Genomic DNA, 21,577 nt, shown 5'->3' with positions numbered 1-21,577 from the left:
GATGCGGCGCTGGCTGTCGCTGTCGACGGCGCTGCTGCTGTCGGCCTGCGCGAGCCTTTCGCCGGTCGCGCCCCCGCTCGATGCCGCCGATAGCGGCTGGACAGCGGCTGCGGCGTCGACGCGGACCGTCGGTCTGGGCCTGCGGGGCGGGGCGCAGTTGGCCGACGGGGTCCGGTTCGCGGGCGGGGTGGAGTTGGTGGCGGACGAGACCTCGCCGCTGCACAGTCTGTCGGATTTCAAACTGACGACCGACGGCTTCATCTCGGTGAGCGATGCGGGCGATCTGGTGCGCGGCCGACTGCGGTTCGGGCATGACGGGCGACTGGTCGGGATGGACGCGCTGGCGTTCCGGCGGCTGACGCTGAGCACAGGCGACCCGATCGTCGAGAAGGTCGACGGCGATGCGGAGGGGCTGCTGATCACCGAAGGCGGCGACCTGCTGGTCAGCTTCGAGAGAAATCACCGCATCTGGAACTACGGCGATCCTGACCGGCCCGCCGCAAGTCCGCGTGGCGTCGCCAGTCCTGACCATGCGTTCGCGCTGAACGACGGCATGGAGGGGGTATCTGTACGCGCCGGCGGCTGGCGGGTGACGGGCGAGTCCGGGGGCGTGTGGGATTGCGGTCCGGCGGGCTGTGCAGTGGTGACGGCGCCGCCCGAAACGCCGCTGGCCGACAGCGAATACCGGATCACCGGTATGGACCGCGATCCCGACGGCGGCTTCTTCGTTGTCCAGCGCTCGTACGCCCCGCCGATCGACGCCCGGGCCCGCGTGCGCCGCATGGATGCGTCGGGCGTGCTGGGGCCGGTGCTGATCGAGCTGAAGCTGCCGTCCACCACCGATAATTTCGAGGGGATCGCGGTCGAGCGGCGCGGCGGCCAAAGCCGGCTCTACATCCTGTCCGACGACAACAACAACGCGGCCCAGCGGACCCTGCTGCTGGCGTTCGACGTCAGATCCGCTCGCTGACCTTGATGGCCGCCTTGCAGCCGGCCTTGATGACCGCGCTGAGAAGACGGTAGGCAGGCGCTTCGCGACTGCCGTGTTCGATGGCGTGGTCGTGGTGCGCCAGTTCCTCGTCGCGGAAGCGGGTGAGTTCGGCGGCCAGTTCGGGGTCGCGGTCCTGAAGTTCGGCGATCTGTTCGGCGTAATGCTTTTCGATCACGTCCTCGACGGCTTCGGTGCAGGCGTGCGCGGCCTTTTCGCCCATCAGGGCCGTACCGGCGCCGAGACCTAGCGCCGCCAGCCGCCAGATCGGCGTCATGACGGTCGGCCGTACGCGCTCGGCGTTGAGCAGGGCGTTGAAACGGTCCAGATGCACCGCCTCCTGCGCCTGCATTTCGGCCATGTCGGCGGCGACCCCTTCGTGACCTTTCCGCCCTTCGAAGACCGCGCGCTGGGCGCGGTAGATGTGGACCGCCGCGTATTCTCCCGCATGGTCGACACGCAGGATCTCGTCGCGCCGACGGCGGCTGGCGCCCCGGCCCGGCCGGGCCAGCGGAATGCGGTGCGGAGAGTCAGCGGGGGGCACGGGCGTCCTTGGGGCGTTTGGCGGCCAGCAGGCTGAAGCCGGCCAGCGCGATCGAGATCAGGGCGTTCCAGCCTGCCATGCTGAGGCCGGCGAAGATCCATGCCGCTTCGTCGCAGCCGACCACGCGGATCGGCGGGGCGTTCGGGTCCAGCAGGGAGGCGACGCTTGCGGCGTCGACCGCGCCGGCGCCGCCCTGACAGGTGGCGGGCAAGGCCCACCAGTCCCATTCGCCGCCCGCATGGAAGATCGCGGTCGCGGCGCCGGTGGCGAAGATGACGAACAGCAGGAAGGCGGCGATGCGTGGCGTGCCGCGACTGCCCCGGCTGAACAGATGCCACAGGGTGGCGACCCCGGCGACGGCGACCGCGCCCCAGTAGACCTCGCGCTGCTTGAGGCAGAGGTTGCAGGGGGCAAGACCGCCGAACTTCTCGAACGCATGGGCCGCGCCCAGCATGGCCAGCGAGATCGCCAGCGCGAACGCCGTCCACCACCGCGTCAGAAGTCGGTACGCCTCTCTCATCGCCAATGTCATAGCCGGACGTTCGCCCGGCGTCGATGCGCGGTCAGAGCAGCTTGATCGCCGCGAAAGCGCCGACCAGAACGATCAGGCCGATCACGGTCCACAAGGCCAGCCGCTTCTCGACCTGCTCCAGCACCACGGGCCCGAACTTCTTCAGCACCCACGCTTCCGCATAGAAGCGGCCGCCGCGCGTGATGGCGCACAGCAGGACGAAGAGCAGGAAGTTGAACTGGAAAACGCCCGAGGCGATGGTGATCAGCTTGAACGGGATGGGCGTCAGGCCCTTCACCAGAATAACCCAGGCGCCGTACTGCTGGAACAGCGCCTTGGACGCCTCGAAGGTGTCGGCCTTGCCCAGCCACGACAGGATCATCATCCCAATGTCGGTCAGGAAATAGCCGATCGCATAGCCCAGCATGGCGCCCAGAACCGAGGCGACGGTGCAGACGCCCGCGTAGAAATAGGCGCGCTCCGGCCGGGCCAGGATCATGGGCCCGAGCATCACGTCCGGCGGGATCGGGAAGACCGAGCTTTCCGCAAAGGACACCACGGCCAACGCCGGGGTCGCGTGTTTGCTGCGGGCCAGCGAGAAGACCCAGTCATAGAGCTTGCGAAGCATGCCGCCCTCTAGCAGGCGTCGCCCGCTCGTGACCATGCGAAACCGCCCGTGAATCGCGTTCGCGGCGAAGGGTCGCTATACCGGCGCGCTATCCGCCCTCCTTGGCACGGAGCTCCCATGCGCTATCTGCACACCATGGTTCGCGTCGCGGACCTCGACGCCGCCCTGCATTTCTATTGCGACCTTCTGGGTCTGGAGGAGACGCGTCGGCTGGAGAACGAGAAGGGCCGGTTCACCCTCGTCTTCCTCGCCGCCCCGCTGGACAAGGACCGTGCGACCGCCGAGCGCTCGCCCGAGGTGGAGCTGACCTATAACTGGGATCCCGAGACCTATACGGGAGGCCGCAACTTCGGCCATCTCGCCTACAAGGTCGCTGACATTTACGCCGCCTGCCAGAAATTGATGGACGGGGGCGTGGTCATCAATCGGCCCCCTCGCGACGGCAACATGGCGTTCGTCCGGTCGCCGGACGGCATATCCATCGAACTTCTGCAGGACGGTCCGGCGCTCGACCCAGCCGAGCCCTGGACGTCCATGCCGAACACGGGAAGCTGGTAGTTTTGAAGACCCCTTACGTTCTTGTGCTGGCCCTGCTGGGCCTGACCGCGTGCGCCTCCGCCTCCGAGACCTATCCCGGCCGGACGGCCACCGAGCAACTGCTGGTCGCCCGCGCCACCGACCGCGCCGTCGACGGCCTGAGCCTGCCGATCCCGCGCGGCTCGCGGGTGTTCGTGGATGACGTCTATTTCCGCGCCGAGAGCTCGCCCTACGCCGTCAGCGCCATCCGCGCGGCCCTGTCGGACGCCGGCTATGCGCTGGCGCCGACCAAGGATCAGGCCGACGCCGTGTTCGAACTGCGCGCCGGTGCGCTGTCGCTGGAGCAGATGCGCCGCGTCTTCGGCGTACCCGAGATGCGCGTGCCGATCAGCGAGAGCTTCAACGTCGTCTCCATCCCGGAGCTGTCGATCTACAGCCGGCGCGACCGGATTGGCGTGGCGGAGTTCTCGGGCTTTCTCTACGAGCCGCGCACGGGCGCGCCGCTGGGCGCCATCACGCCCATGACCGGCCAGTTCCGCATCCGCAGCCACAAGCTGTTCATGGTCATTCCGCTGGGCCAGCAGGCGCTGCAGCCGGGCGAGCGCGATCCGGGCGACAGCTGGCGGGAATTCTGATCGCTCCGTAACTTGCGCGGCGGCCTCCGGGCGTGAATGGTCCCCTCCTCGAAATCCGGGAGGGCCCTCCATGCATCGACTTCTGATCTCCACATGCGCCGCTGTCGCCCTGTTGTCTGGTGCGCCAGTGCTGGCCCAGACCTCTCCGCAGACGCCTGTGGTCAACATCCCGGCCTTGCCGCTGGCGGAGGATGAGCGGCTGAACGCATTCTTCGAGGCGGCGTGGACTGAGTCTCTTGCCCTGAGCCCCCAGTCGATGACCTCGCTGGGCCTGAAGACCGACTACGACAAGCTGGACGACTACACCGACGCGGGCGCGGACCGGGCGCAGGCGCTGAGTGAAGCACAGCTCGAGCGGATGAAGAGCCAGTTCGACTACGACCGGCTGAGCCCGCAGAGTCAGGTCAGCTGGCGGCTGTTCGAATACGGCGTGGTAGAGGGGCGGCTTCAGAACCAGTGGCGCGACTGGGGCTATCAGTTCGCCGCCAACCGCAACCCGACCACTGGCCTGCCGGTCTTCCTGATCAACGAGCACGCGGTCGACAGCGTGTCGGACGCGGAGGCCTATATCGCCCGCATCCGTGACGGCGAACGGGTGATGACCGAGATCACCGCCGAACTGCGCCAGCGCGCGGCGGCGGGCGTCATCTCGCCCAGTTTCGTCTTCGCCCCCTCGATCGCCAACACCCGCAACATCATCTCGGGCGCGCCCTTCGACGATGGCGAGGCCAATCCGGTCTGGGCCGACTTTCAGGAGAAGGTGGGCGAGCTGGATGCGGATCAGGCGACCAAGGACCGTCTGCTGGCCGCCGCCCGAGCGGCCCTGACCGGCGAGTGGAAGCGCGGCTATGAGACCATTCTGGCGGCTCTGGCCGAGGTGCAGCAACAGGCGGCGGCCATGCCCGATCCGGAGGGCGGCGTGTGGCGGCTGCCCAACGGCGAGGCCTATTACAACGCCCGCCTTCAGCTCTCGACCACCACCGAACTCACCGCCGACCAGATCCACGAGATCGGCCTCGGCGAAGTCGAGCGGCTGCACGGCGAGATGCAGGCGATCATGACGCAGGTCGGCTTCACCGGCTCGCTGACCGACTTTTTCACCCTGCTGAAGACCGATCCGCGCTTCCAGTATCCGAACACTCCGGAGGGCAAGGCCCAGTATCTGGCCGACGCCCGCACCTTCATCGCCCAGGTGATGGCGGCGGCGCCCCAGTGGTTCAGCGCCCTGCCGAAGGCGCCGCTGGAGGTCCGCGCGGTCGAGCCTTTCCGCGAGTCCACCGCCTCGATCGCCTTCTACAACGCCCCCACGCCGGACGGGTCGCGGCCGGGCATCTACTACGTCAACCTGTCGGACATGACGCAGGTTCTGAAGCCCCAGATCGAGGGCATCAGCTATCACGAGGGCGCACCGGGCCACCACTTCCAGATCGCCTATGCACAGGAGATGGAGGGTCTTCCGTCCTTCCGTCGCTTCGGCGGCTACGGCGCCTATGCCGAGGGCTGGGGCCTGTACGCCGAACAGCTGGGCAAGGAGATGGGCTTCTATCAGGACCCCTATTCCGACTTCGGCCGCCTCTCCACCGAGCTGTGGCGCGCGGTCCGGCTGGTCACCGACACGGGGCTGCACGCCAAGCGCTGGAGCCGCCAGCAGGCCATCGACTACTTCCGCCAGAACTCGCTTCTGTCCGAGCGCGACGTGGTCAAGGAGGTCGAGCGCTATCTGACCAACCCGGGCCAGGCGACCAGCTACAAGATCGGCGAGCTGAAGATCATGGAGCTGCGGCAGAAGGCGCAAGCCGCGCTGGGCGACCGGTTCAACATCCGCGACTTCCACGCCGTGGTGCTGGGCTCCGGCTCCCTGCCGCTGGATACGCTGGAACAGCAGGTGGACGCATGGATCGCGGCGGGCGGCGGGGCGCCGGCGCTGTGATCGAGGGGTATGTGCTGACGGCCGAAACGCCGGCGCAGGACGACTATCTGCGTCTGCGCGTCGTCGCGGGCCTGACGCCCAAGTCGGAGCCGGCGGCGGCGCGGGGCCTGCCGAACACATGGTTCGCGGTGGTCGTGCGCAAGGACGGCGAGGCGGTGGGGATGGGCCGGGTCATCGGCGACGGCGGCCTGTTCCTGCAGATCGTCGACATGGCGATCGAGCCCGCCCATCAGGGACAGGGCCTCGGCAAGGCGATCATGCAGGCCCTGATGGACGAGATCCGGGCCCGCGCGCCGGGCGCCTATGTCAGCCTGATCGCCGACGGCGAGGCGAACCGGCTCTATGCGCAGTACGGCTTCGAACCGACCGCGCCGCGTTCGATCGGCATGGCGCAGGTGATCGGCGGCTGATCCTCACCCGCGACGCGGGGGAGGGGGACCAGCCGAAGGCTGGTGGAGGGGGCGACGGCAGGCGCCGGTGGGTGGGTCCCGCCCCCTCCACCCCGCTTCGCGCGGTCCCCCTCCCCCGTTTCACGGGTGAGGATTTGGAGGTAAAGCCCCCGCCATGCCGTTCACCGCCACTGTCCTGACCATGTTTCCCGAGGCCTTTCCGGGGCCGCTGGGCGTCAGCCTGATCGGCTCGGCGTGGCGTGAGCGCGGGCTCTGGAGCCTCGAAACCCTTGACATTCGGGCCTTCAGCGAGGATAGGCGCGGCTTCCTGGACGACACCCCCGCGGGTGGCGGGCCGGGAGCCGTGCTTAAAGCGGACGTGGTGGCCCGGGCGGTGGACAGCCTCTCAGGTCCGCAACGGCCGCTTTTGTACATGAGCGCCCGGGGTCGACCCCTGACCCAGGCGCGCGTTCAGAACTGGGCCAAGGGAGACGGCGTCGTCGTTCTCTGCGGCCGGTTCGAGGGGGTGGATCAGCGGGTGCTCGACGCACGCGGGTTCGAGGAGGTCTCGGTCGGAGACGCGGTTCTCGCCGGTGGCGAGGCGGCGGCGATGGTCGCGATCGAGGCGTGCGTAAGACTGATCCCCGGCGTTCTGGGTCAGGCCGAAAGCCTGTCGACCGAGAGTTTCGAGGACGGGCTTCTGGAGCATCCGCAGTACACGCGACCGCGGACGTTCGAGGGGCTCGACATCCCCGAGGTCCTGCTGTCGGGCGACCATAAAAAGGTCGCTCAGTGGCGTCAGGAGCAACGGGAGCTAACCACGCGGGAGCGGCGGCCGGATCTCTGGGCGCAGCATTCCGCCAAGTCACAACTAAAGGGCGCCAAAGCCCGAGGAGAATAGAATGAACATCGTCCAGCAGCTCGCTGCCGAAGAAAAAGCCCGCCTGATCGAAACCCGCGCGATCCCCGACTTCCAGCCGGGCGACACCCTGCGCGTCATGGTCAAGATCAAGGAAGGCGAGCGCGAACGCATCCAGGCGTTCGAAGGCGTCTGCATCGCCCGTGACGGCGGCGGCGTGAACGAGACCTTCACGGTCCGCAAGATTTCGTTCGGCGAAGGCGTGGAGCGCAAGTTCCCGATCCTGTCCCCGAACATCGACGCCATCGAAGTGAAGCGCCGCGGCGTCGTCCGTCGCGCCAAGCTGTACTACCTGCGCGACCGCCGCGGTAAGTCGGCCCGGATCGCCGAGCGTCAGACCGTCCGCAAGGAAAAGGGCGTCCTCGTCCCGGAAACCGGCAAGGCCGAAACCGTCGCCGCCGAGAACGTCGCCGCTCCGGTGGAGACGACTGAGTCCTGATCGGACCGGTACGGCTGAAATGACGAAGGCCCCGGCGGAAACGCCGGGGCCTTTTTCGTTTGGGCATCCGCGGCATCAGCCGCTCTTCATCTGAAACCGTCAGTTGTTTCTTGATGTTTGGGGAGCTTGTCTCTGACGATTGTTGGAGGAGTATTTATGCTTACGAGATCGGAGAGGGTGCGGTCGGCGGCTGTCGGTTTACTGGCTTGGGGCGCACTACAGGGGTGCTCTCCGCAAAGCACTTCCCACAGGACCGAGCCGACCGCATCGCGCGAAACTGTGCCAGCCACCGATTGGCATTTAATGCCGCATACGTCTGACCTGCCTCCTGCAGAGCTTGCCGGAGCAGCGGGATTTTTCGCGCCGGTCCGGGAGGTCCCTGACTATCAGATGAGCTGGCGCAAGCAGATCACTGGCCCTCTACGCTCTGTCACCAGCCTCGTTCAGCGACACGGGAGCTGGATCCGCTCGGACCAAACGGACTCTGAGGTAAACTCCGTCCAACACATCCACATACCGACAGGCGTCACGATCACTGATGCTGTGAGTACAGACGGAAGTCGGCGAAGCTTCCTGATTCAGGCGCCGGGGCGCGACCGATCATCCGCTGGCGCTATTTATCAATCCGCGATCACTGAGCTTCGAGGCGATTTCGCAGGCGAGCAGTGCAGGTGGTGGAGTGTTTACCATGGCCTTTCAGGTGGCGAGCCGTCGTTCCGCCATCAATCGTGCGTCACAGGGGACGGAATCGAAATCGGCAGCCGCACCATCGGCTCAAATGGCGAGATCTGGAGCTTCTCGCTGGCTTCCGCGACCAGCATCATTCGAAAACCCATATCTGCGAGCATTGTAAAACCACCGGAAATTCCCGTGAACGGTTGGCTCGATCAGTTTTTCGGCCAGTTTGACCGCTCGTCTGCACGAAATTTTTCGGTCTTGCTCTCAGGGCACGCCAGCGAAATGATCGTGAGACGACGCGGCGCATGGACTGGCGAATTAACGCGTCGTCCGGACGGGTCGCTGACCGCCCACGCCTCCAAGCCCGGGGGCTATGTGTCGGCCCGGATAGCGGCTGGCGGAAAAGCGGAATCCCTGACTTACGACCGGCGCCCCACAAGAGCGGCGCCGCCCGAGATCGCGGTAAATGAGCCTGCTGAAACCATCCTTGGCATACTCTGCCGGTGGGTTGGTGTGATGCCTGACGTCATGGACGCTGGCCGCCATGAATGCCGGTCTGAAAACGGCATTCCGTTGAAGGTCAGGCTATTCTCCAGAGGAACACGATCTGATTTCGTTGCGGTACAGATCGACCGATCAGCCGGCTCGATTGAGGACCTGCTGCCGCCACCTGAACTTCTGGATCCGAAGACGTGGGGCGTTCGTTAGAGGTCAGCGCATCAAGTCCGCCCTACTGCGGAAACAGCCGGCTCCCCGCGTCCCTCTGCCCCTGCAGCCGGTGCTTGATGTCGCTGACCGCCTGATGGTCGCCCTCCAGTTTCAGCCAGGCGCGGCGGATGGTGTCGCGGGTGGTGGCGGAGATGCGGGAGTCTTCCAGCGCCTTTTCGAAGCGGGCGCGGACCGCATCCTCGGCGCTTTCGACGGGGCCGACGACGCTGAGTTCGTCGCGCAGCAGGGCGTGGCCGACGTCGCTGAAGGCGCGCTGGGCCTTGGCGATGAAGGACCCGTCGGTGGTCGGTTCGCCGCCGAGGGCACGGACGGTCGTTCCCAGTTCGTCGGCGATGGTGCGGCGTTCGGCGTCGCGCTGGACGAACAGGTCGCGATGGCCGGGATCGCTGGAGCCCGTCGCGGCGTCACGATAGCCGTCGGCGCTGTCGATCGTCGTCTGGATCAGGCCGTTGAGAACGTGGATGTCGTGCTGGTTCGGATTGCTCATGGTCTTGCTCGTCTGACGGGACGAGAAAGCGCGGGCTGGACGGGAAGGTTGCGTCCGCAACCCTCACGACGGCTCACAAGCGGGTGCGCAGCGACCAGAGCTCGGGGAAGCAGCGGCGTTGCAGGGTCTCGGTCAGATAGGCGACGCCCTCGGTGCCGCCGGTGCCGCGACGGCGGCCGATGATGCGCTCTACCGTGACGACATGCTTGTGCCGCCACGTCAGCAGGGCGTCGTCCAGATCGACCAACTTTTCGGCCAGCTGGTACAGGGGCCACCAGCGCGTGGTGTCGCGATAGACCTCCAGCCATGCGTCCTCGACAGCCTCTGACGCGACATAGGGCTGGCTGACGTCGCGGTTCAGGACCTCGGCCGGGATGGGCAGGCCGGCGGCCGAGACCTGGGCGAGGGCGTCGTCGTACAGGCTGGGGGCGGCCATGGCGGCGGACAGGGCGGCGTGCGCCTCGGGCCGGTCCTCGTGGAAGCGCAGGAAGCGGGCGTCCTTCAGCCCAAGCATGGCCTCGAACCGGCGGAACTGGTCGCTCTGGAAGCCCGAGGACGAGCCCAGCACGCCCCGGAACCGCAGATAGTCGGCGGGCGTCATGGTGGCCAGGATGTCCCAGCTCTGGGTCATGACGGCCTGGATGCGGCTGACGCGGGCCAGGCTCTTGTAGGCCGGGACCAGATCGCCAGCGCGCACCAGCGACTGGGCCAGCGCCACCTCGTGCAGGATCTGTTTGAGCCACAGCTCCTTGGTCTGGTGGATGATGACGAACAGCATCTCGTCATGCTGGTCTGACAGCGGCTCCTGCGAACTGAGCAGCCGATCCAGCGTCAGATAGCCGGCGTAGGTCATGTCGGACGGGTGCGCGGGCTCTGTCATGGGGCGGGTATCGCCCGGCTCGGGCGGGGGCTCAACCCCGGTCGTCGTCGCCGCCGTCGCGGCCCGGATCGAGGGTGTTGTCGACCCGCTCATCCCAGCCCTCGCGGTTCGACTTGAAGGCCAACGCCATCAGGCCCCATGCGAGGCCGACCGTTCCGAAGGTCCCGATCAGAAGGGCGATCCAGCCGTGCACGCTCATCCCGCCGCCGCCGATCGCCTGCCACGTCCAGTTGATGGCGAACGTCATCGCCGCCGAGATCAGCAGGGCGAGCATAAGGCTGAGGATGAAGCGGGCGAGGCGGCTGGCCATGGGGCCAGCCTAGCGCAGTCTGAAGATTAGCGCTGCACCCACTGGCCCGCGGCGTTGCGGTACCACTGGCCGGAGCTGATGCGCGGCAGCAGCTGGGTCTCGAACATGCGGGCCCCGGCCACGTCGGCCGAAGTGCCGGCGTCGGCGGCCGAGCGGGCGTAGGCGGCGCGACGGGCGGCGTTGGTTGCCTGCACGGCCTGGGTCAGGGCGCCGTCCGACGAGGGCTGGCGGAAGCCGAGATAGCCGTCGGCCTGCTCGCCGACCGAGCCGGCTGCCTTGGCGCTGTCGATCAGGGCCTTTTGCTGCGAGGTCTGGGCCACGGCCGCGCCCGCGGCCACGCCCAGCGCCGCGATGGCGGCGACAACGACGAAGACTTTGCGGAATGACATGGGTTTCAACTTTCGCATCAGAACAGGTTGGGGTTCTCGGCGAGGAGGTCCTGAAGCTCCTTGTCGAGGCGAACGCGGACGTCGGCGTCGAGTTTCGCATAGATCTGGATCGGGTCGACCTGCAGCCGGACGGTCGGCGTACAGGCGCCCAGTCCGATCACGGCGGCGAGGCCGATAAGGGCGACGGTCTGGCGCATCCGGGTCATGGCGAAACTCCACGGGACTTCTGTTCGTCCGCATTCAACGCGGTCGATGGTGAACGGGTTCTGAACGGCGGCGCTTGGCGGATCAAGGCGCGGGATCCGGCTCGCCGTCACGCCCCCGGTTGATGGCCAGCAGGTCGCTGATCAGCTGGTTGATATTCAGGTTGGTGTCGAGGGTCAGATCGATCTGCGTATTCGACGGCAGGGTGACCGGCTTGTCGAGAAACTCCCGGCTGATCAACTCGTCCACCGGGACGCGCAGCTCCTGATACTGCGGCGGATCGTGGCGACCCTTGATATGGAAGAGCAGGTTCATCCGGCCGGCGTCTAGGCTGTTCACATCGGCGGACAGGATTTCGAAGGCGAGGTTCTCCATCGCCTGATAGGCCAGATCCTGCACCGTATTGGGCGGCACGCCGGCGTCCTCGCCCCCGCCGCCGGCCTCCAGCCCCGACAGGGCCTCGCGCCTGATCGACAGGCGCCCGGGCTGGACCGCGCCCAGCGTGCCGGACTGGATGCGGATGCCGTTGGTGCGATCATAGGTGAAGGGCAGACGGCCGGAGACGACCGCGTCCAGCAGCACCTTGTCGCCGAAGCCGGCGCCGGCCACCGCATCGCCCAGCTGGACCCGGTCCACGATGATGACGCCGCTGAACGGCTGATTGGGATCGAGCGGCAGGGACAGGGGTTCGACGCTGATGGTCCCGCCGCCGACCTTCACCGTGCCGCCGTCGACCTCCAGCGAGGCCTTGTCGAGGCCGAAGACCAGCTCGACGTCAGTCAGGGCGGTGAAGGTCTCCAGCCGGTCGACCGTCAGCCGCTGGTCCGGGGCGGTGACGAGAGGGGCGAGGCTGGTGAAGTCGACGGTCCCGCGCAGGCCCTTAACCGCGCCCGCCGGGCTGGTGAAGTCGAGGCCCGGGATGGTCAGCCGACCGCCGCTGGAGCCCTCGCCGTCGGCGACCCAGTCGATGCGGCCGGTGAAGCCCACGGAGCCGCTGACCGGCGACTGGGCGTACTGGCCGGCCAGAGGGCTCAGGTCGTCCGGCTGAAGACCCGGCTCGGCGAAGGTGATCGACGGCGCGTCGATGACGATCCCGCCCGCGCCCGAGCGCCCGTCATGCGCCAGCGTCAGTTTCCCGAGCGGCGCGTCGTTGCGGGCGAGGTCGAAGGCGCCGGTCCAGTTCTCGTTAGCCAGCGTCGCGGAGCCGCTGGCGGTCAGGGGGTTGAAGCGCCGGGGCGTGGTGGCGTCCACAACCGTTGCCCGGGCGACACGCGCGTCCAGCCCGATGCCCCGCGGACCGCCGATGGCGTTGAAGCCGCCCTCCGCCTCCGTGAACGCCAGCGCGAGGAAAGGAACCTTGGCGTTGAAGCCCGTCAACGATCCGTCCGAGCGCCAGCCGCGGTCGGCGACACTGGCCAGAGGCCGGTCGGCTGGGCAGAGCTGGCCGGCGACTTCGACCACGTCGTTCTCATCCAGCTCCAGCCGCTCCACCGTGACCGGAGCGCAGCCGGAGGCGACATAGGTCAGGCGCCCGTTCGACGACGCCAGCTGGCCCTTCGTCTGGATCGTCAGCCCTCGCGCCAGGCCGAAGTCCAGCGCCGCGCGTCCGTCCAGCGTCGCCTCGAAGCCCGACGGCGTCAGGCCCCAACGCGGAATGGCGAACGCCGCCTCGGGCAGGCCACGACCACGCGTGGACGTCAGGGTCAGGGCGCCGCCGCCCAGCTCGCCCCGTCCGGCAGAAAACAGGGGCGTGCTCGCCGGATTGAGGGTCAGCACGCCGCCGTTGGCCGGTCGCAGGGTGGCGGGCCGGGCCAGCGTCAGCCGCGTCCCGGAATCTCCCGCCGTCAGATCGAAGGCCGGAACATCGACGGCGAAGTTCGAAAGCGCCGCCTTCATCTCCGCCAGTTCCGGGATGTCGTCCGCCGCGCGGGGACCGAACAGCGGCCATGCGCCCCTCGCGGCCCGCAGCCCGCCCCGGCTTTGCACCCGCACGCCGCCGTCCGCGACGACGTCCAACGACGCCTGTCCTCGAACATCCTGCAACCGCATCTGGTCCCAGTTCAGGTTGCGCGCGGTCAGCGCCACTGGCCCCTGCGCCTCGACCGCCGCGTCGCGCCCGCCCAGCACCAGCCGCGACGAGGACACGGCGACGCCGTTGCCCTCCAGCCCTGCGCCCGACAGGGCGGCCGCCGTCATCCGCACGCCGCCGTCGGCGCTCCATGCCAGACCGTCCTCGCCCCGCGCCAGCACCGTCTGTGCGCGCGTGACCGACAGGGCGAGATTGCGCCCGCCCGCCGGGCCGGTGATCGCGCCGGCGCTCGCCGTAAGATCGCTGGCGCCCTCGATGCGGAAGGTCTCGAGCCAGCCGGAGGTGCGGCCGTCAAAAACCAGATGCGTGTCGAGATCCCGCGCGCCAGCGTCGGCCGCACTCAGCCGACCCGCCGTCAGACGGGCATCCAGCCGCACCACGCCGTCGCCCCGCCGGGTCTTCAGGTCGGGGTAGGGCAGGTTGCCGGCAATCGTCAGACGGGCGTTCTCACCCGCCAGTCCCGGCAGTCTTCCGCTCTCCGCGCCGATCCAGCCCTGCACCGCGACGCGGTCGCCGGTCGTGGTCAGGTCCAGCAGCGCCGCCACGTCCCGGCCCTCGATCCCGCCGCTCTTCAGCGCCGTCTCCGGCATGCGCGCCGACAGGCGCAGCAGCTTGCCGTTGTCCAGATGAGCGTCCGCCAGCACCGTCGTCGGGCCGTAGTCGGTGTCCAGCCGCAGGCGGCCGCGCTCGACGATGACGACAGGGCTGCGGCTGTCCGGCTTCGGCGGCCGGCCGGTGAATTTCTCGATCAGGGGGTCGAGCGAGCCCAGCGACAGCTTGGCGTTCCGGAAGCTGGCCCGCACCACCGGTCGGACCAGCCGGACCCGGGTAGGCGTCACGCCGAGACCGCCCTTCGACCAAGGCGCGCCGAGCGCATAATCGACCTCGACCCGGTCGATGATCACATCGGGGTCGCGCGGGTCGCCGATGCGGATGCTGGCCACAAGCCCGTCGAGCTCGACCCGCTCGACCTGCATGTCGGCCTCGATGCCCTGCTGCTCCAGCCAGCCGATCAGCGCCTGCCGCGTCGCCGCCCGCCGGTTCAGCCAAACGGCCGCCGCCAGCACCAGCAGCACGCACAGGATGACGCCCAGCGTCGGCAGGAACGGGCGCGCCGGTCGTTTACGCGGCGAGGGGGAAGGAGCCGGCGAAGCCGGTGCGGCGACGTCGCTCACGAAGGACGAACCCCGTTCAGGACTTTGAACATAAGAGTCGACATTGCTTCGTGACCGATTGAACACAGTAGAGTGGCGTATCCGCCACTTTGAATGCAGCGCAGACGTCTTCCAGATACAGGTTTGCCGGGCACACGAAAACCTTCGCCGTCATCAATCGATACACTGATTGGATCGCCCGATAATCTCAATCATCACACAAGCTTTACCGGATGTAACGGCTGCGGTTAACGGGTTGTAACGAACTGGCTTCCCATGATCCGGTTAACCGGGTATAGGGCCGCCTTCGCGTCGGGGCGACTTTGTACGCGGACCAGTGATTCGAGTGGCTTGGCGCTCCACGGCGTCGTCAGTTTTCGGGGACAGATGGCTCAGTTCGATCCACGTCGCCAGCCGATGCGTCTTGCGCCGCACTGCCTCACGGCGGCGGCGGCGCTCTCGGTGGCGCTGCTCTCTGGTCGTGTGAGCGAACCTGTACGGGCCGAAGAGGCCCCTCCCCTGACTCAAGCCCAGATCGCCGCCCTAGAGGCGCAGGCGTTCGCTGCCGCCGGCGCGCCGGCCGGGCTGGAAACACCCGAAGCCATTCCCGTCCAGATTCGTCGTGGCGAAACCTTCGAGCAGGCCGTGCGCCGCACCGGCGTCGCGCCGGAAGAAGCCTCCGCCGTCGCCGCCACCCTGTCCAGCGCCATGGACGTCGCCTCCATCCGTCCGGGCCAGCGGTTCGAGACCGCCATCGCCAAGCCGCGCGGCGGCCGGGGCGACCCCCGTCTGATCGGCCTGACCCTGCGCACCGGCCCTGCCAGCCAGTTGACCGTGTCCCGCAGCTTCGACGGCGCTCTGCGCCTGCGCGCGCTGGAAGAAAAGGTGACCCACGAGACCGTGGTCCTGACCGGCAAGGTCGAGGGCTCGCTGTCCCGCACCGCCCGCCGCGAAGGCGCGCCCGCTGCTATTGCCCGCGTCGCCGGTCGCCTGTTCTCGCACAAGTTCGACATGGATCGTGACGTTCATTCGAACGACGAGTTCACCTACGTCTTCGAGCGCTCGGTCACCGAGAACGGCCGCACCATCGACTCCGGCGACCTCTTGTACGCCCAGCTGAAGGGCGTGACCTTCTATCGCTTCAAGCCCGCCGGCGCGCGTGAGGCCCAGTATTTCGACGCCACCGGCAAGAACACCCGCTCGGCCTTCATGCGCACGCCGCTGGAGCGCGGGTTCCGGGTTTCGTCGTCCTTCGGCTTCCGCCGTCACCCGATCGCCGGCTATCGCAAGATGCACCAGGGCATCGACTTTGCGGCCGGTATGGGCACGCCCGTCGTGGCGCCGGCGGACGGCGTCGTCGTCGAGGCGCGCCGCTGGGGCGGCTACGGCAACTGGCTGCGCATCCGTCACGCCAACGGGCTGGACACCGGCTATGGCCACCTCTCGCGTTATGCGTCCGGCATGCGCGCCGGTCAGCGGGTCAGCCAAGGCCAGGTCGTCGCGTTCGTCGGCTCGACCGGCGCCTCGACCGGTCCTCACCTGCACTATGAAATCTGGCGTGGCGGTCAGCGGATCAATCCGGCCGGCGTGAAGACCCAGGAAGGCACGGAACTGGCCGGCGCCGATCTGGCCGCGTTCCGCGCCGAGAAGGCCCGTATCGACCGCATCATCGCCGCAGGCGGCGAGCGTCGCCCGGTGGTCATGCACGCGGGCCTGCGTCCGGCGCAGAGCCAGGGCTGATCTCCGACAACGTCGGCTCGCCCCAATACCGCCCCAGCCGTTCGTCCATATCGCTGCGATATGAACAGGCGTGATTTCATCTTAGGTCTCGGCGGCGGCGTCGCACTGGGCGTTGCTGAACCGGCATGGGCGCAGACGGGATTTCGATCGAGCCGCATCGCGGTCGAGATCAGGGGGGCGGGCCCGGACGTCATCCTCATCCCCGGCATCGCCTCAACCTCGGAAGTCTGGGCCGGCGTGGTCCAGCGTCTGCGCGGGCGGCGCATTCACCTGATTTCCGTCAAGGGCTTCGGCGCCTTGCCGGGCGAGGCCAATGTCAACGGTCCCGTGATGGGCCCGGTCGCCAACGAGGTCCGCCGCTACATCGCCGAGGCGCGACTGAACCGGCCCGCGGTGGTGGGTCATTCCATGGGCGGCCAGATCGGCCTGCGGGCCGCCGCCGACGGCCGGGACCAGATTGGGCGGCTGATGACCGTCGACGCCTCGCCCTTCTTCCCCGCCCTGATCAGCCCCGGCGCGACCGTGGGCGACGTCCAGCCGATCGCCCAGCTGGCCTATGGCGTTCTGCAGTTCCTCGGCGACGAGGCGCTGGTGGCCCGGAGCCGCGAGATGGGCGTTGAGCTGGGCGGGGCGACGGACTCGCTGTTCAGCGCCATCGGCTGGCAGGGCGGCGACCGGCAGGTTCTGGCCCAGTCGCTGTATGAAGTCATGACCGTCGATCTGCGCCACCGCTTGCCGGACATCACGGCGCCGGTCACCGTCGTCTATGGCTGGAGCCCGGATGATGCGTCGCCCCGACACGAGGCCGACCGCCTGTTCCGCTCCGCCTATGCCGCGCTGCGCCGTCCGGCGACTTTCGAACGGATCGAGGGCGCCGAGCATATGGTGATGATCGATCAGCCCGCTCGCTTCATGGCCTCGCTGAACCGGTTCCTGATCTAATCCGCGTCCGGCTGGCGGTCCGGATGGGCGGTGGCGAAGGCGGGATGGGCGGCGGCGCGTTCGTCGATGGCCAGCAGCCTCGGGAAGGCGTCCAGAGGCACATTGAACCGCCGCGCCGAATAGATCTGCGGGATCACGCAGCAATCCGCCAACGTCGGCGTATCGCCAAAACTCCAGTCGGCGCCGTGCTGCGCGACGAGCGTCTCCAGCGCGGTGAACCCCGGCGTGATCCATCGCGCCGCCCAGGCGTCCACCGCCGCCTGATCCGCGCCGAACATGTCTCTCAGCGCCTTGCCGACGCGCAGATTGTTCAGCGGATGGATGTCGCAGGCGATCAGGGCCGCCATGGCGCGGACGTGGGCGCGGCCGACCGGCGATGATGGCATGAGGGGTGGCTCGGGATGAGTTTCCTCCAGCCACTCGAGGATAGCCGGGCTCTGGGTCAGGACGGCGCCGTCCACCTGCAGGGCCGGCACCATCCCTTGCGGATTCAGCGCGACATAGGCCGCATCCTTCTGGGCCCCCGTGCGCAGGTCGTGGCCCTGCTGGTCGTACGTCAGCCCCTTCAGATTCAGGGCGATGCGGACGCGATAGGCCGCGCCTGACCGCCAGTAGCTATGCAGGATCATCGCGGCCTCATCGTGAAGGACAGCGGCTCCAGCCCCTGGATCGTCGCCTCGACCCGGTCGCCGGGCTCTACGGGGCCGACGCCCTCGGGCGTGCCGGTGAAGATCAGGTCGCCCGCCCGGACGTCCCAGAGTTCGCGCGACTTGGCCAGGATTTCCACAGGCGACCAGATCATGTCGTCCAGCCGGCCCGCCTGACGGCCCTCTCCGTTGACGGTCAGGGTGATCGCCGCCGTGGGATCGGGAAGGTCGCCGGTGGTCAGGGGCCCGCACGGCGCGGACTGGTCAAAGCCCTTGGCGGCGTCCCATGGGCGGCCCTTGTCCTTGGCCGCCGCCTGCAGGTCACGACGGGTCAGGTCGCAGCCGACCGCCCAGCCCGCGATGCTCCCGTCCTCGCCGATGGCGCAAACCAGCTCGACCTCGTGATGGAGGTTCGCCGTGGCCGTCGGATAGACGGGATCGGCGCCGTCGACGACGAGAGCGTCGGCGGGCTTGGAGAAGAAGAACGGTTCGGCCCGGGCGTGCCCCATCTCGCGGGCATGGGCCGCGTAGTTCTGGCCGACGCAGAGGATGCGGCGAACGGGGAAACGCCGGTCCGAGCCGAGGATCGGCAGGGAGGGCGTGGCGGCGGGCGGGAACAGCCAGTGGGTCATGATCCCGGTTTAAGGCCCGGTGCGGCGTTTCGCCAGCGGCGACCATGCTGCATTGCGGGAACCGCAAGGCTGTGGTGGCGTTCCGGCTCAGGGTTCTTTATCTAACCGTCAAGCTTGACGATCGGAGCGCGCATCATGGCGACCACCAAGGCGGCACGGACTGCCGTAAAGAACGATATCAACACTCTCAAGGAAGACCTGAAGACCTTGGGCGCCGAAGAGAAGGCGAACCTGAAAGCCAAGGCCGCCAGCGCCGAAGCCCGGGTCCGCGCCCGCGCGGCCGAGACCGAGGCACGCCTTCGCCAGCAGGGCGACGTTCTGCGCGAACGGGCCCGCACCTACTACGACGAGGCCCGCGTGCGTGGCCGGGAATATTACGACGACGCGTCCGAGCGCTTCGACGAAGCCCAGCGCTACGTCACCGAGCGCGTCCAGGAACGTCCGCTGCAATCCACGGCGATCGCGCTGGGCGTGGGCGTCGTTCTGGGGCTGCTTCTCGGCGGTCGGCGTCGCTGATGATTGGCGGGGGGCTGGCCAGAGGGCTTATCCGTAAGGCGATCGCAGCCGGCGTCGTCGCCGGCGCGGCGCTCGTCGCGATCCTCGCGCTCGGCGCCGCGGTCTTTTTCGGCCTCTGCCTGATCACGTCTCCCGTCGTGGCGGCGGCGATTACCGCGCTTCTGTTCGCCCTGGTGGCGGCGATCGTCGCGGGCGTCTTCCTGATCAAACAGGACGACGACGAAGAGGATGACGAAGAGGCGGGGATCGGCCAGCGGGCCTTCATGCTGTTCCGCGAACGCCCGATCCTCGGAACCGTCGCCGCCTTGGCTGGAGGCTGGATTTTCCTAAGAAATCCAGCGCTTGCTACGATGGTCGCGGCGGCTTTCACGGAAAAAACACACGGCCGTCGCCGCCGCTGAAGCGGAACATTGAGCGTACCGGAACGTTGATCGGACAGGCGCGGAATCCTCCGCCCTCGACAATCGCCTGGAAGGAACGCTCATGCTTCGTTGGGCTCTTATCTTTCTCGTGCTCGCACTTGTCGCCGGCGCTCTTGGCGCCGGGGGTGTCGCGGGCCTTTCGATGAACATTGCCTATGTGCTGTTCATCGTCTTCCTGATCCTGCTGGTGGTGCACTTCGTCACCGGCCGGGGCGGTCGACGAATATAGTCGCGCTGCAGATCAGTAGAGTTCAGGGCCGTGGTCTAGACCGCGGCCCTTTCCTTTTGTCCGGCCTGGTTCGGATCCGGCGCCGTCTCGGCGTGACGCGTGTCCTGACGGCGGGGCAGCCGCCAGGTCTGGCTGGGCGCGAAGCCGTCGCCAGTCCAGGCGATGGCGGTGACCACGATTTCCTTCGCGTCCCATTCGATCTGGTTGAAGCTGGGCGGCGTTCCCCGCTCGCGATGCGACAGCGTCCCGCAGCCGACGGCGTACGAACACTTGTCCCCCAGGTTGATCGGCAGGGCGAAGGGGACATGGACATGGCCTGTCGTGATCAGGTCCACGCCGGCCTCGGCGAAGATCACCGCCGCGTCGTCGCCCCGCTTCACATCGCCGGTCATGGGCGTGCCGATCATCTCGATCAGCGGATGGTGACAGGCCAGGATGCGAAGAGCGCCGGGGGGCGCCTGTCGCAGGGCCTCGGCCGCCTTGCGGGTCTGGTCCAGATCGATGACGCCCTTCGACCAGTTCGCCCGAGCCTGCCAGCCGCGCGCCGTCACCACGCCACGCACCATCACGTTGGGGCTCAGGAACTGGTGGTCATGCGCCGGGTGGCCCGTCGCATGCTCAAACGCCTTCCACGGGTGGAACAGCCGGGCAGTCAGGCTCCAGTAGGGGACGTCGTGGTTGCCCACGATGACGAACCGGGGCTCGGGCATCCGCCGGATCCACTGGCCCGCGGCCTCGAACTCGTCCGGATAGCCCTTCTGGGTGATGTCGCCGGTGATCAGGATCAGGTCCGACGGCGTCGCGTGGGCGTACTCGATCGCGGCGGCGCAGGCTTGCCGGTGTTCGACGCCGAAATGGATGTCCGAGAACTGGAGGATGCGTCCCACTAGACGCTGTCCTCCGCCGCCGGCGGGATCGGCGCAAGGGCGCGGAACGCCTTGGCTACAAAGCGCACCGAGGCCTCGTGCTTGAGCAGCAGGGGCTCGCCGTCGATCACGGCGGGGATGCGCGAACGGGCCCGGATGTTGGCCTTGCGCGTCGCACGGGTGGTCACCGCGGGGTCCTGACGCCAGTCGTTGAGCACAGCGTGGGCGGCCAGACGGAAGGCCTGCATGGCGTCCGCCGGATTCATGGCGGCGGCCTCAAGACCCGTATTCTCCTCCATCACCTTGGAGATGACCGGGCTGATCAGCACCAGCGCTTCGGCCTTGCGGTCGGCGCGGCCGTCCAGCGAGAACCTCAAGCGGCCGGAGAAGGCCCGCTTCAGGGCCCTGCGCCCGTAGGTCCATGCGAGACTGAGCTTGCCGGTGCGCACGGCTTCCCGCGCCGGGGCCCATAGCGCGGGGGAGCCCAGAATGGCGGCGCAATAGAAGGCCTGACTGACGGTTCCGTCCTCGACGACGCCGCCGGCCACATCCTGCGGCGCGCCCTCTTCCAGCGCACGACGCAGGGCCGCCTTCCAGTCCGCCGTGCCATAGAGCGCTTTTGGCAGCATGTTCATTGTCCCGCCGGGCAGCGGAGCGACCAGCGGCCCCTTCGGCCCGGCGCGTGAGGCTATGCTGCCCGCCGTGCCGTCGCCGGCGAGGACGAACAGGGCGTCGGGACAGGCGTCCAGCGCATCCTGTATGCTGGTGTCGAAGCCGTCGCCTTCCAGCGACACCACCGAAGCTTCCAGATCATATTCCGCCAGAATGGCCTCGGCCTCGGCCGCCGCGCGATTTCCCACGCTGCCGGAAAGCGGATTCACCAGCATGATGACGTGCTTCAGCTCGATGTGAGGCGTGAGGGCGCGCGGGGAAGATTCCGCCGTCGGCGTTGTTTCGGGCCCTGCGGGCGGGGTTTCCAGGGCCATGTCCATGCCGCCCGAACGTGCCTTCCCGTCCGATGTTCCGGCCGGGTCGCCAAGCTTGGCCTTTTTCGCTCGGGTCATGGACATTTATTTCAGGCAGATTTCATCTGGGGAACCGTCACGCTTGCTTCCGCATTTAGCACTCCGAGGGCGGCATCAG

General features: G+C 67.9%; 26 protein-coding genes. 13 read left to right on the top strand and 13 right to left on the bottom strand.

Annotated elements, in window-relative coordinates:
- The first annotated feature begins 1 nt into the window (after position 1).
- A complete protein-coding gene (locus tag ACIQC9_RS13430) occupies positions 2-970 on the top strand; it encodes an esterase-like activity of phytase family protein (RefSeq protein ID WP_400616790.1) in 969 nt (322 codons plus the stop codon).
- On the opposite strand, the gene ACIQC9_RS13425 is transcribed toward ACIQC9_RS13430, so the two are convergent.
- From ACIQC9_RS13425 to ACIQC9_RS13415, 3 genes are read right to left on the bottom strand one after another with little or no spacing between them, the layout of a single operon-like run.
- Positions 954-1,532, bottom strand: coding sequence for a demethoxyubiquinone hydroxylase family protein (locus tag ACIQC9_RS13425; RefSeq protein WP_400616787.1), 579 nt, complete (start codon positions 1,530-1,532; stop codon positions 954-956). The two genes, ACIQC9_RS13430 and ACIQC9_RS13425, sit on opposite strands and share 17 nt — an antisense overlap.
- Positions 1,519-2,052: a disulfide bond formation protein B gene (locus ACIQC9_RS13420; protein ID WP_400616784.1), complete on the bottom strand. Its 534-nt coding sequence runs from the start codon at positions 2,050-2,052 to the stop codon at positions 1,519-1,521. Before ACIQC9_RS13420 ends, ACIQC9_RS13425 begins: the two co-directional genes overlap by 14 nt.
- 43 nt (positions 2,053-2,095) lie before the next feature.
- On the bottom strand, positions 2,096-2,671 hold the full coding sequence (locus ACIQC9_RS13415; protein ID WP_400616782.1) for a YqaA family protein: 576 nt from the start codon (positions 2,669-2,671) through the stop codon (positions 2,096-2,098).
- Between the two features lie 117 nt (positions 2,672-2,788).
- Here ACIQC9_RS13415 and ACIQC9_RS13410 point away from each other — a divergent pair, with 117 nt between their 5' ends.
- From ACIQC9_RS13410 to ACIQC9_RS13380, 7 genes are all read left to right on the top strand, one after another.
- Positions 2,789-3,229 carry a VOC family protein gene (locus ACIQC9_RS13410; protein WP_400616779.1) on the top strand — a complete coding sequence of 147 codons (441 nt, stop codon included), beginning with the start codon at positions 2,789-2,791 and terminating at the stop codon, positions 3,227-3,229.
- A 2-nt stretch (positions 3,230-3,231) separates the two neighbouring features.
- Positions 3,232-3,843, top strand: a complete 612-nt coding sequence (locus ACIQC9_RS13405) for a DUF6655 family protein (RefSeq protein WP_400616776.1) — start codon at positions 3,232-3,234, stop codon at positions 3,841-3,843.
- Positions 3,844-3,913: 70 nt separating this feature from the next.
- Positions 3,914-5,773: a DUF885 domain-containing protein gene (locus ACIQC9_RS13400; RefSeq protein WP_400616773.1), complete on the top strand. Its 1,860-nt coding sequence runs from the start codon at positions 3,914-3,916 to the stop codon at positions 5,771-5,773.
- Positions 5,737-6,183 (top strand): GNAT family N-acetyltransferase, encoded by a 447-nt coding sequence (locus tag ACIQC9_RS13395; RefSeq protein ID WP_400616770.1) that lies wholly within the window; start codon positions 5,737-5,739, stop codon positions 6,181-6,183. Before ACIQC9_RS13400 ends, ACIQC9_RS13395 begins: the two co-directional genes overlap by 37 nt.
- A 154-nt stretch (positions 6,184-6,337) precedes the next feature.
- On the top strand, positions 6,338-7,063 hold the full coding sequence (trmD, locus tag ACIQC9_RS13390; protein WP_400616767.1) for a tRNA (guanosine(37)-N1)-methyltransferase TrmD: 726 nt from the start codon (positions 6,338-6,340) through the stop codon (positions 7,061-7,063).
- Position 7,064: 1 nt separating this feature from the next.
- Complete coding sequence (gene rplS / locus ACIQC9_RS13385; protein WP_400616764.1) at positions 7,065-7,520, top strand: 50S ribosomal protein L19; 456 nt, start codon at positions 7,065-7,067, stop codon at positions 7,518-7,520.
- A 543-nt stretch (positions 7,521-8,063) separates the two neighbouring features.
- On the top strand, positions 8,064-8,906 hold the full coding sequence (locus tag ACIQC9_RS13380) for a hypothetical protein (RefSeq protein ID WP_400616761.1): 843 nt from the start codon (positions 8,064-8,066) through the stop codon (positions 8,904-8,906).
- 22 nt (positions 8,907-8,928) lie between these two features.
- Here ACIQC9_RS13380 and ACIQC9_RS13375 read toward each other — a convergent pair whose 3' ends face one another.
- From ACIQC9_RS13375 to ACIQC9_RS13350, 6 genes are all read right to left on the bottom strand, one after another.
- Positions 8,929-9,414: a PA2169 family four-helix-bundle protein gene (locus ACIQC9_RS13375; protein ID WP_400616758.1), complete on the bottom strand. Its 486-nt coding sequence runs from the start codon at positions 9,412-9,414 to the stop codon at positions 8,929-8,931.
- A 73-nt stretch (positions 9,415-9,487) separates the two neighbouring features.
- Entirely contained in the window at positions 9,488-10,294 is an 807-nt protein-coding gene (locus ACIQC9_RS13370; protein ID WP_400616755.1) for a tryptophan 2,3-dioxygenase, read from the bottom strand.
- A gap of 31 nt (positions 10,295-10,325) precedes the next feature.
- Entirely contained in the window at positions 10,326-10,604 is a 279-nt protein-coding gene (locus ACIQC9_RS13365; protein WP_400616752.1) for a hypothetical protein, read from the bottom strand.
- A 26-nt stretch (positions 10,605-10,630) separates the two neighbouring features.
- A complete protein-coding gene (locus ACIQC9_RS13360) occupies positions 10,631-10,993 on the bottom strand; it encodes a DUF1318 domain-containing protein (RefSeq protein WP_400616749.1) in 363 nt (120 codons plus the stop codon).
- 17 nt (positions 10,994-11,010) lie between these two features.
- On the bottom strand, positions 11,011-11,190 hold the full coding sequence (locus ACIQC9_RS13355) for a YnbE family lipoprotein (protein ID WP_400617358.1): 180 nt from the start codon (positions 11,188-11,190) through the stop codon (positions 11,011-11,013).
- 91 nt (positions 11,191-11,281) lie between these two features.
- Entirely contained in the window at positions 11,282-14,461 is a 3,180-nt protein-coding gene (locus ACIQC9_RS13350) for a YdbH domain-containing protein (RefSeq protein ID WP_400616746.1), read from the bottom strand.
- Positions 14,462-14,827: 366 nt separating this feature from the next.
- Here ACIQC9_RS13350 and ACIQC9_RS13345 point away from each other — a divergent pair, with 366 nt between their 5' ends.
- Together ACIQC9_RS13345 and ACIQC9_RS13340 are read left to right on the top strand one after the other, a co-directional pair.
- Positions 14,828-16,180 carry a peptidoglycan DD-metalloendopeptidase family protein gene (locus ACIQC9_RS13345; protein WP_400616743.1) on the top strand — a complete coding sequence of 451 codons (1,353 nt, stop codon included), beginning with the start codon at positions 14,828-14,830 and terminating at the stop codon, positions 16,178-16,180.
- A gap of 60 nt (positions 16,181-16,240) precedes the next feature.
- The gene (locus ACIQC9_RS13340) at positions 16,241-17,122 is read left to right on the top strand and encodes an alpha/beta fold hydrolase (protein WP_400616740.1); all 882 of its coding nucleotides are present in this window, start codon (positions 16,241-16,243) and stop codon (positions 17,120-17,122) included.
- Here ACIQC9_RS13340 and maiA read toward each other — a convergent pair.
- Both maiA and ACIQC9_RS13330 read right to left on the bottom strand, forming a co-directional pair.
- On the bottom strand, positions 17,119-17,751 hold the full coding sequence (gene maiA / locus ACIQC9_RS13335) for a maleylacetoacetate isomerase (RefSeq protein WP_400616737.1): 633 nt from the start codon (positions 17,749-17,751) through the stop codon (positions 17,119-17,121). The genes ACIQC9_RS13340 and maiA overlap by 4 nt on opposite strands.
- Entirely contained in the window at positions 17,748-18,401 is a 654-nt protein-coding gene (locus ACIQC9_RS13330) for a fumarylacetoacetate hydrolase family protein (RefSeq protein WP_400616734.1), read from the bottom strand. Before ACIQC9_RS13330 ends, maiA begins: the two co-directional genes overlap by 4 nt.
- A gap of 135 nt (positions 18,402-18,536) precedes the next feature.
- On the opposite strand from ACIQC9_RS13330, the gene ACIQC9_RS13325 reads away from it, so the two are divergent.
- The 3 genes from ACIQC9_RS13325 (at position 18,537) to ACIQC9_RS13315 (ending at position 19,568) form a co-directional block, all read left to right on the top strand.
- Entirely contained in the window at positions 18,537-18,917 is a 381-nt protein-coding gene (locus ACIQC9_RS13325) for a DUF883 domain-containing protein (RefSeq protein WP_400616731.1), read from the top strand.
- Entirely contained in the window at positions 18,917-19,318 is a 402-nt protein-coding gene (locus tag ACIQC9_RS13320; protein ID WP_400616728.1) for a hypothetical protein, read from the top strand. Before ACIQC9_RS13325 ends, ACIQC9_RS13320 begins: the two co-directional genes overlap by 1 nt.
- Before the next feature lie 82 nt (positions 19,319-19,400).
- On the top strand, positions 19,401-19,568 hold the full coding sequence (locus tag ACIQC9_RS13315) for a DUF1328 family protein (RefSeq protein ID WP_400616725.1): 168 nt from the start codon (positions 19,401-19,403) through the stop codon (positions 19,566-19,568).
- A 35-nt stretch (positions 19,569-19,603) separates the two neighbouring features.
- On the opposite strand, the gene ACIQC9_RS13310 is transcribed toward ACIQC9_RS13315, so the two are convergent.
- On the bottom strand, positions 19,604-20,455 hold the full coding sequence (locus ACIQC9_RS13310) for a metallophosphoesterase family protein (protein WP_400616722.1): 852 nt from the start codon (positions 20,453-20,455) through the stop codon (positions 19,604-19,606).
- Complete coding sequence (locus tag ACIQC9_RS13305) at positions 20,455-21,498, bottom strand: diacylglycerol/lipid kinase family protein (protein ID WP_400616719.1); 1,044 nt, start codon at positions 21,496-21,498, stop codon at positions 20,455-20,457. The genes ACIQC9_RS13310 and ACIQC9_RS13305 overlap by 1 nt, the downstream gene beginning before the upstream one ends.
- Positions 21,499-21,577 lie beyond the last annotated feature (79 nt).

Source organism: Brevundimonas sp. NPDC092305, assembly GCF_044755415.1.
GTDB lineage: Bacteria > Pseudomonadota > Alphaproteobacteria > Caulobacterales > Caulobacteraceae > Brevundimonas.
The sequence above is the reverse complement of the archived record's forward strand: the minus strand, read 5'-3'. Positions and strand labels throughout refer to the sequence as shown.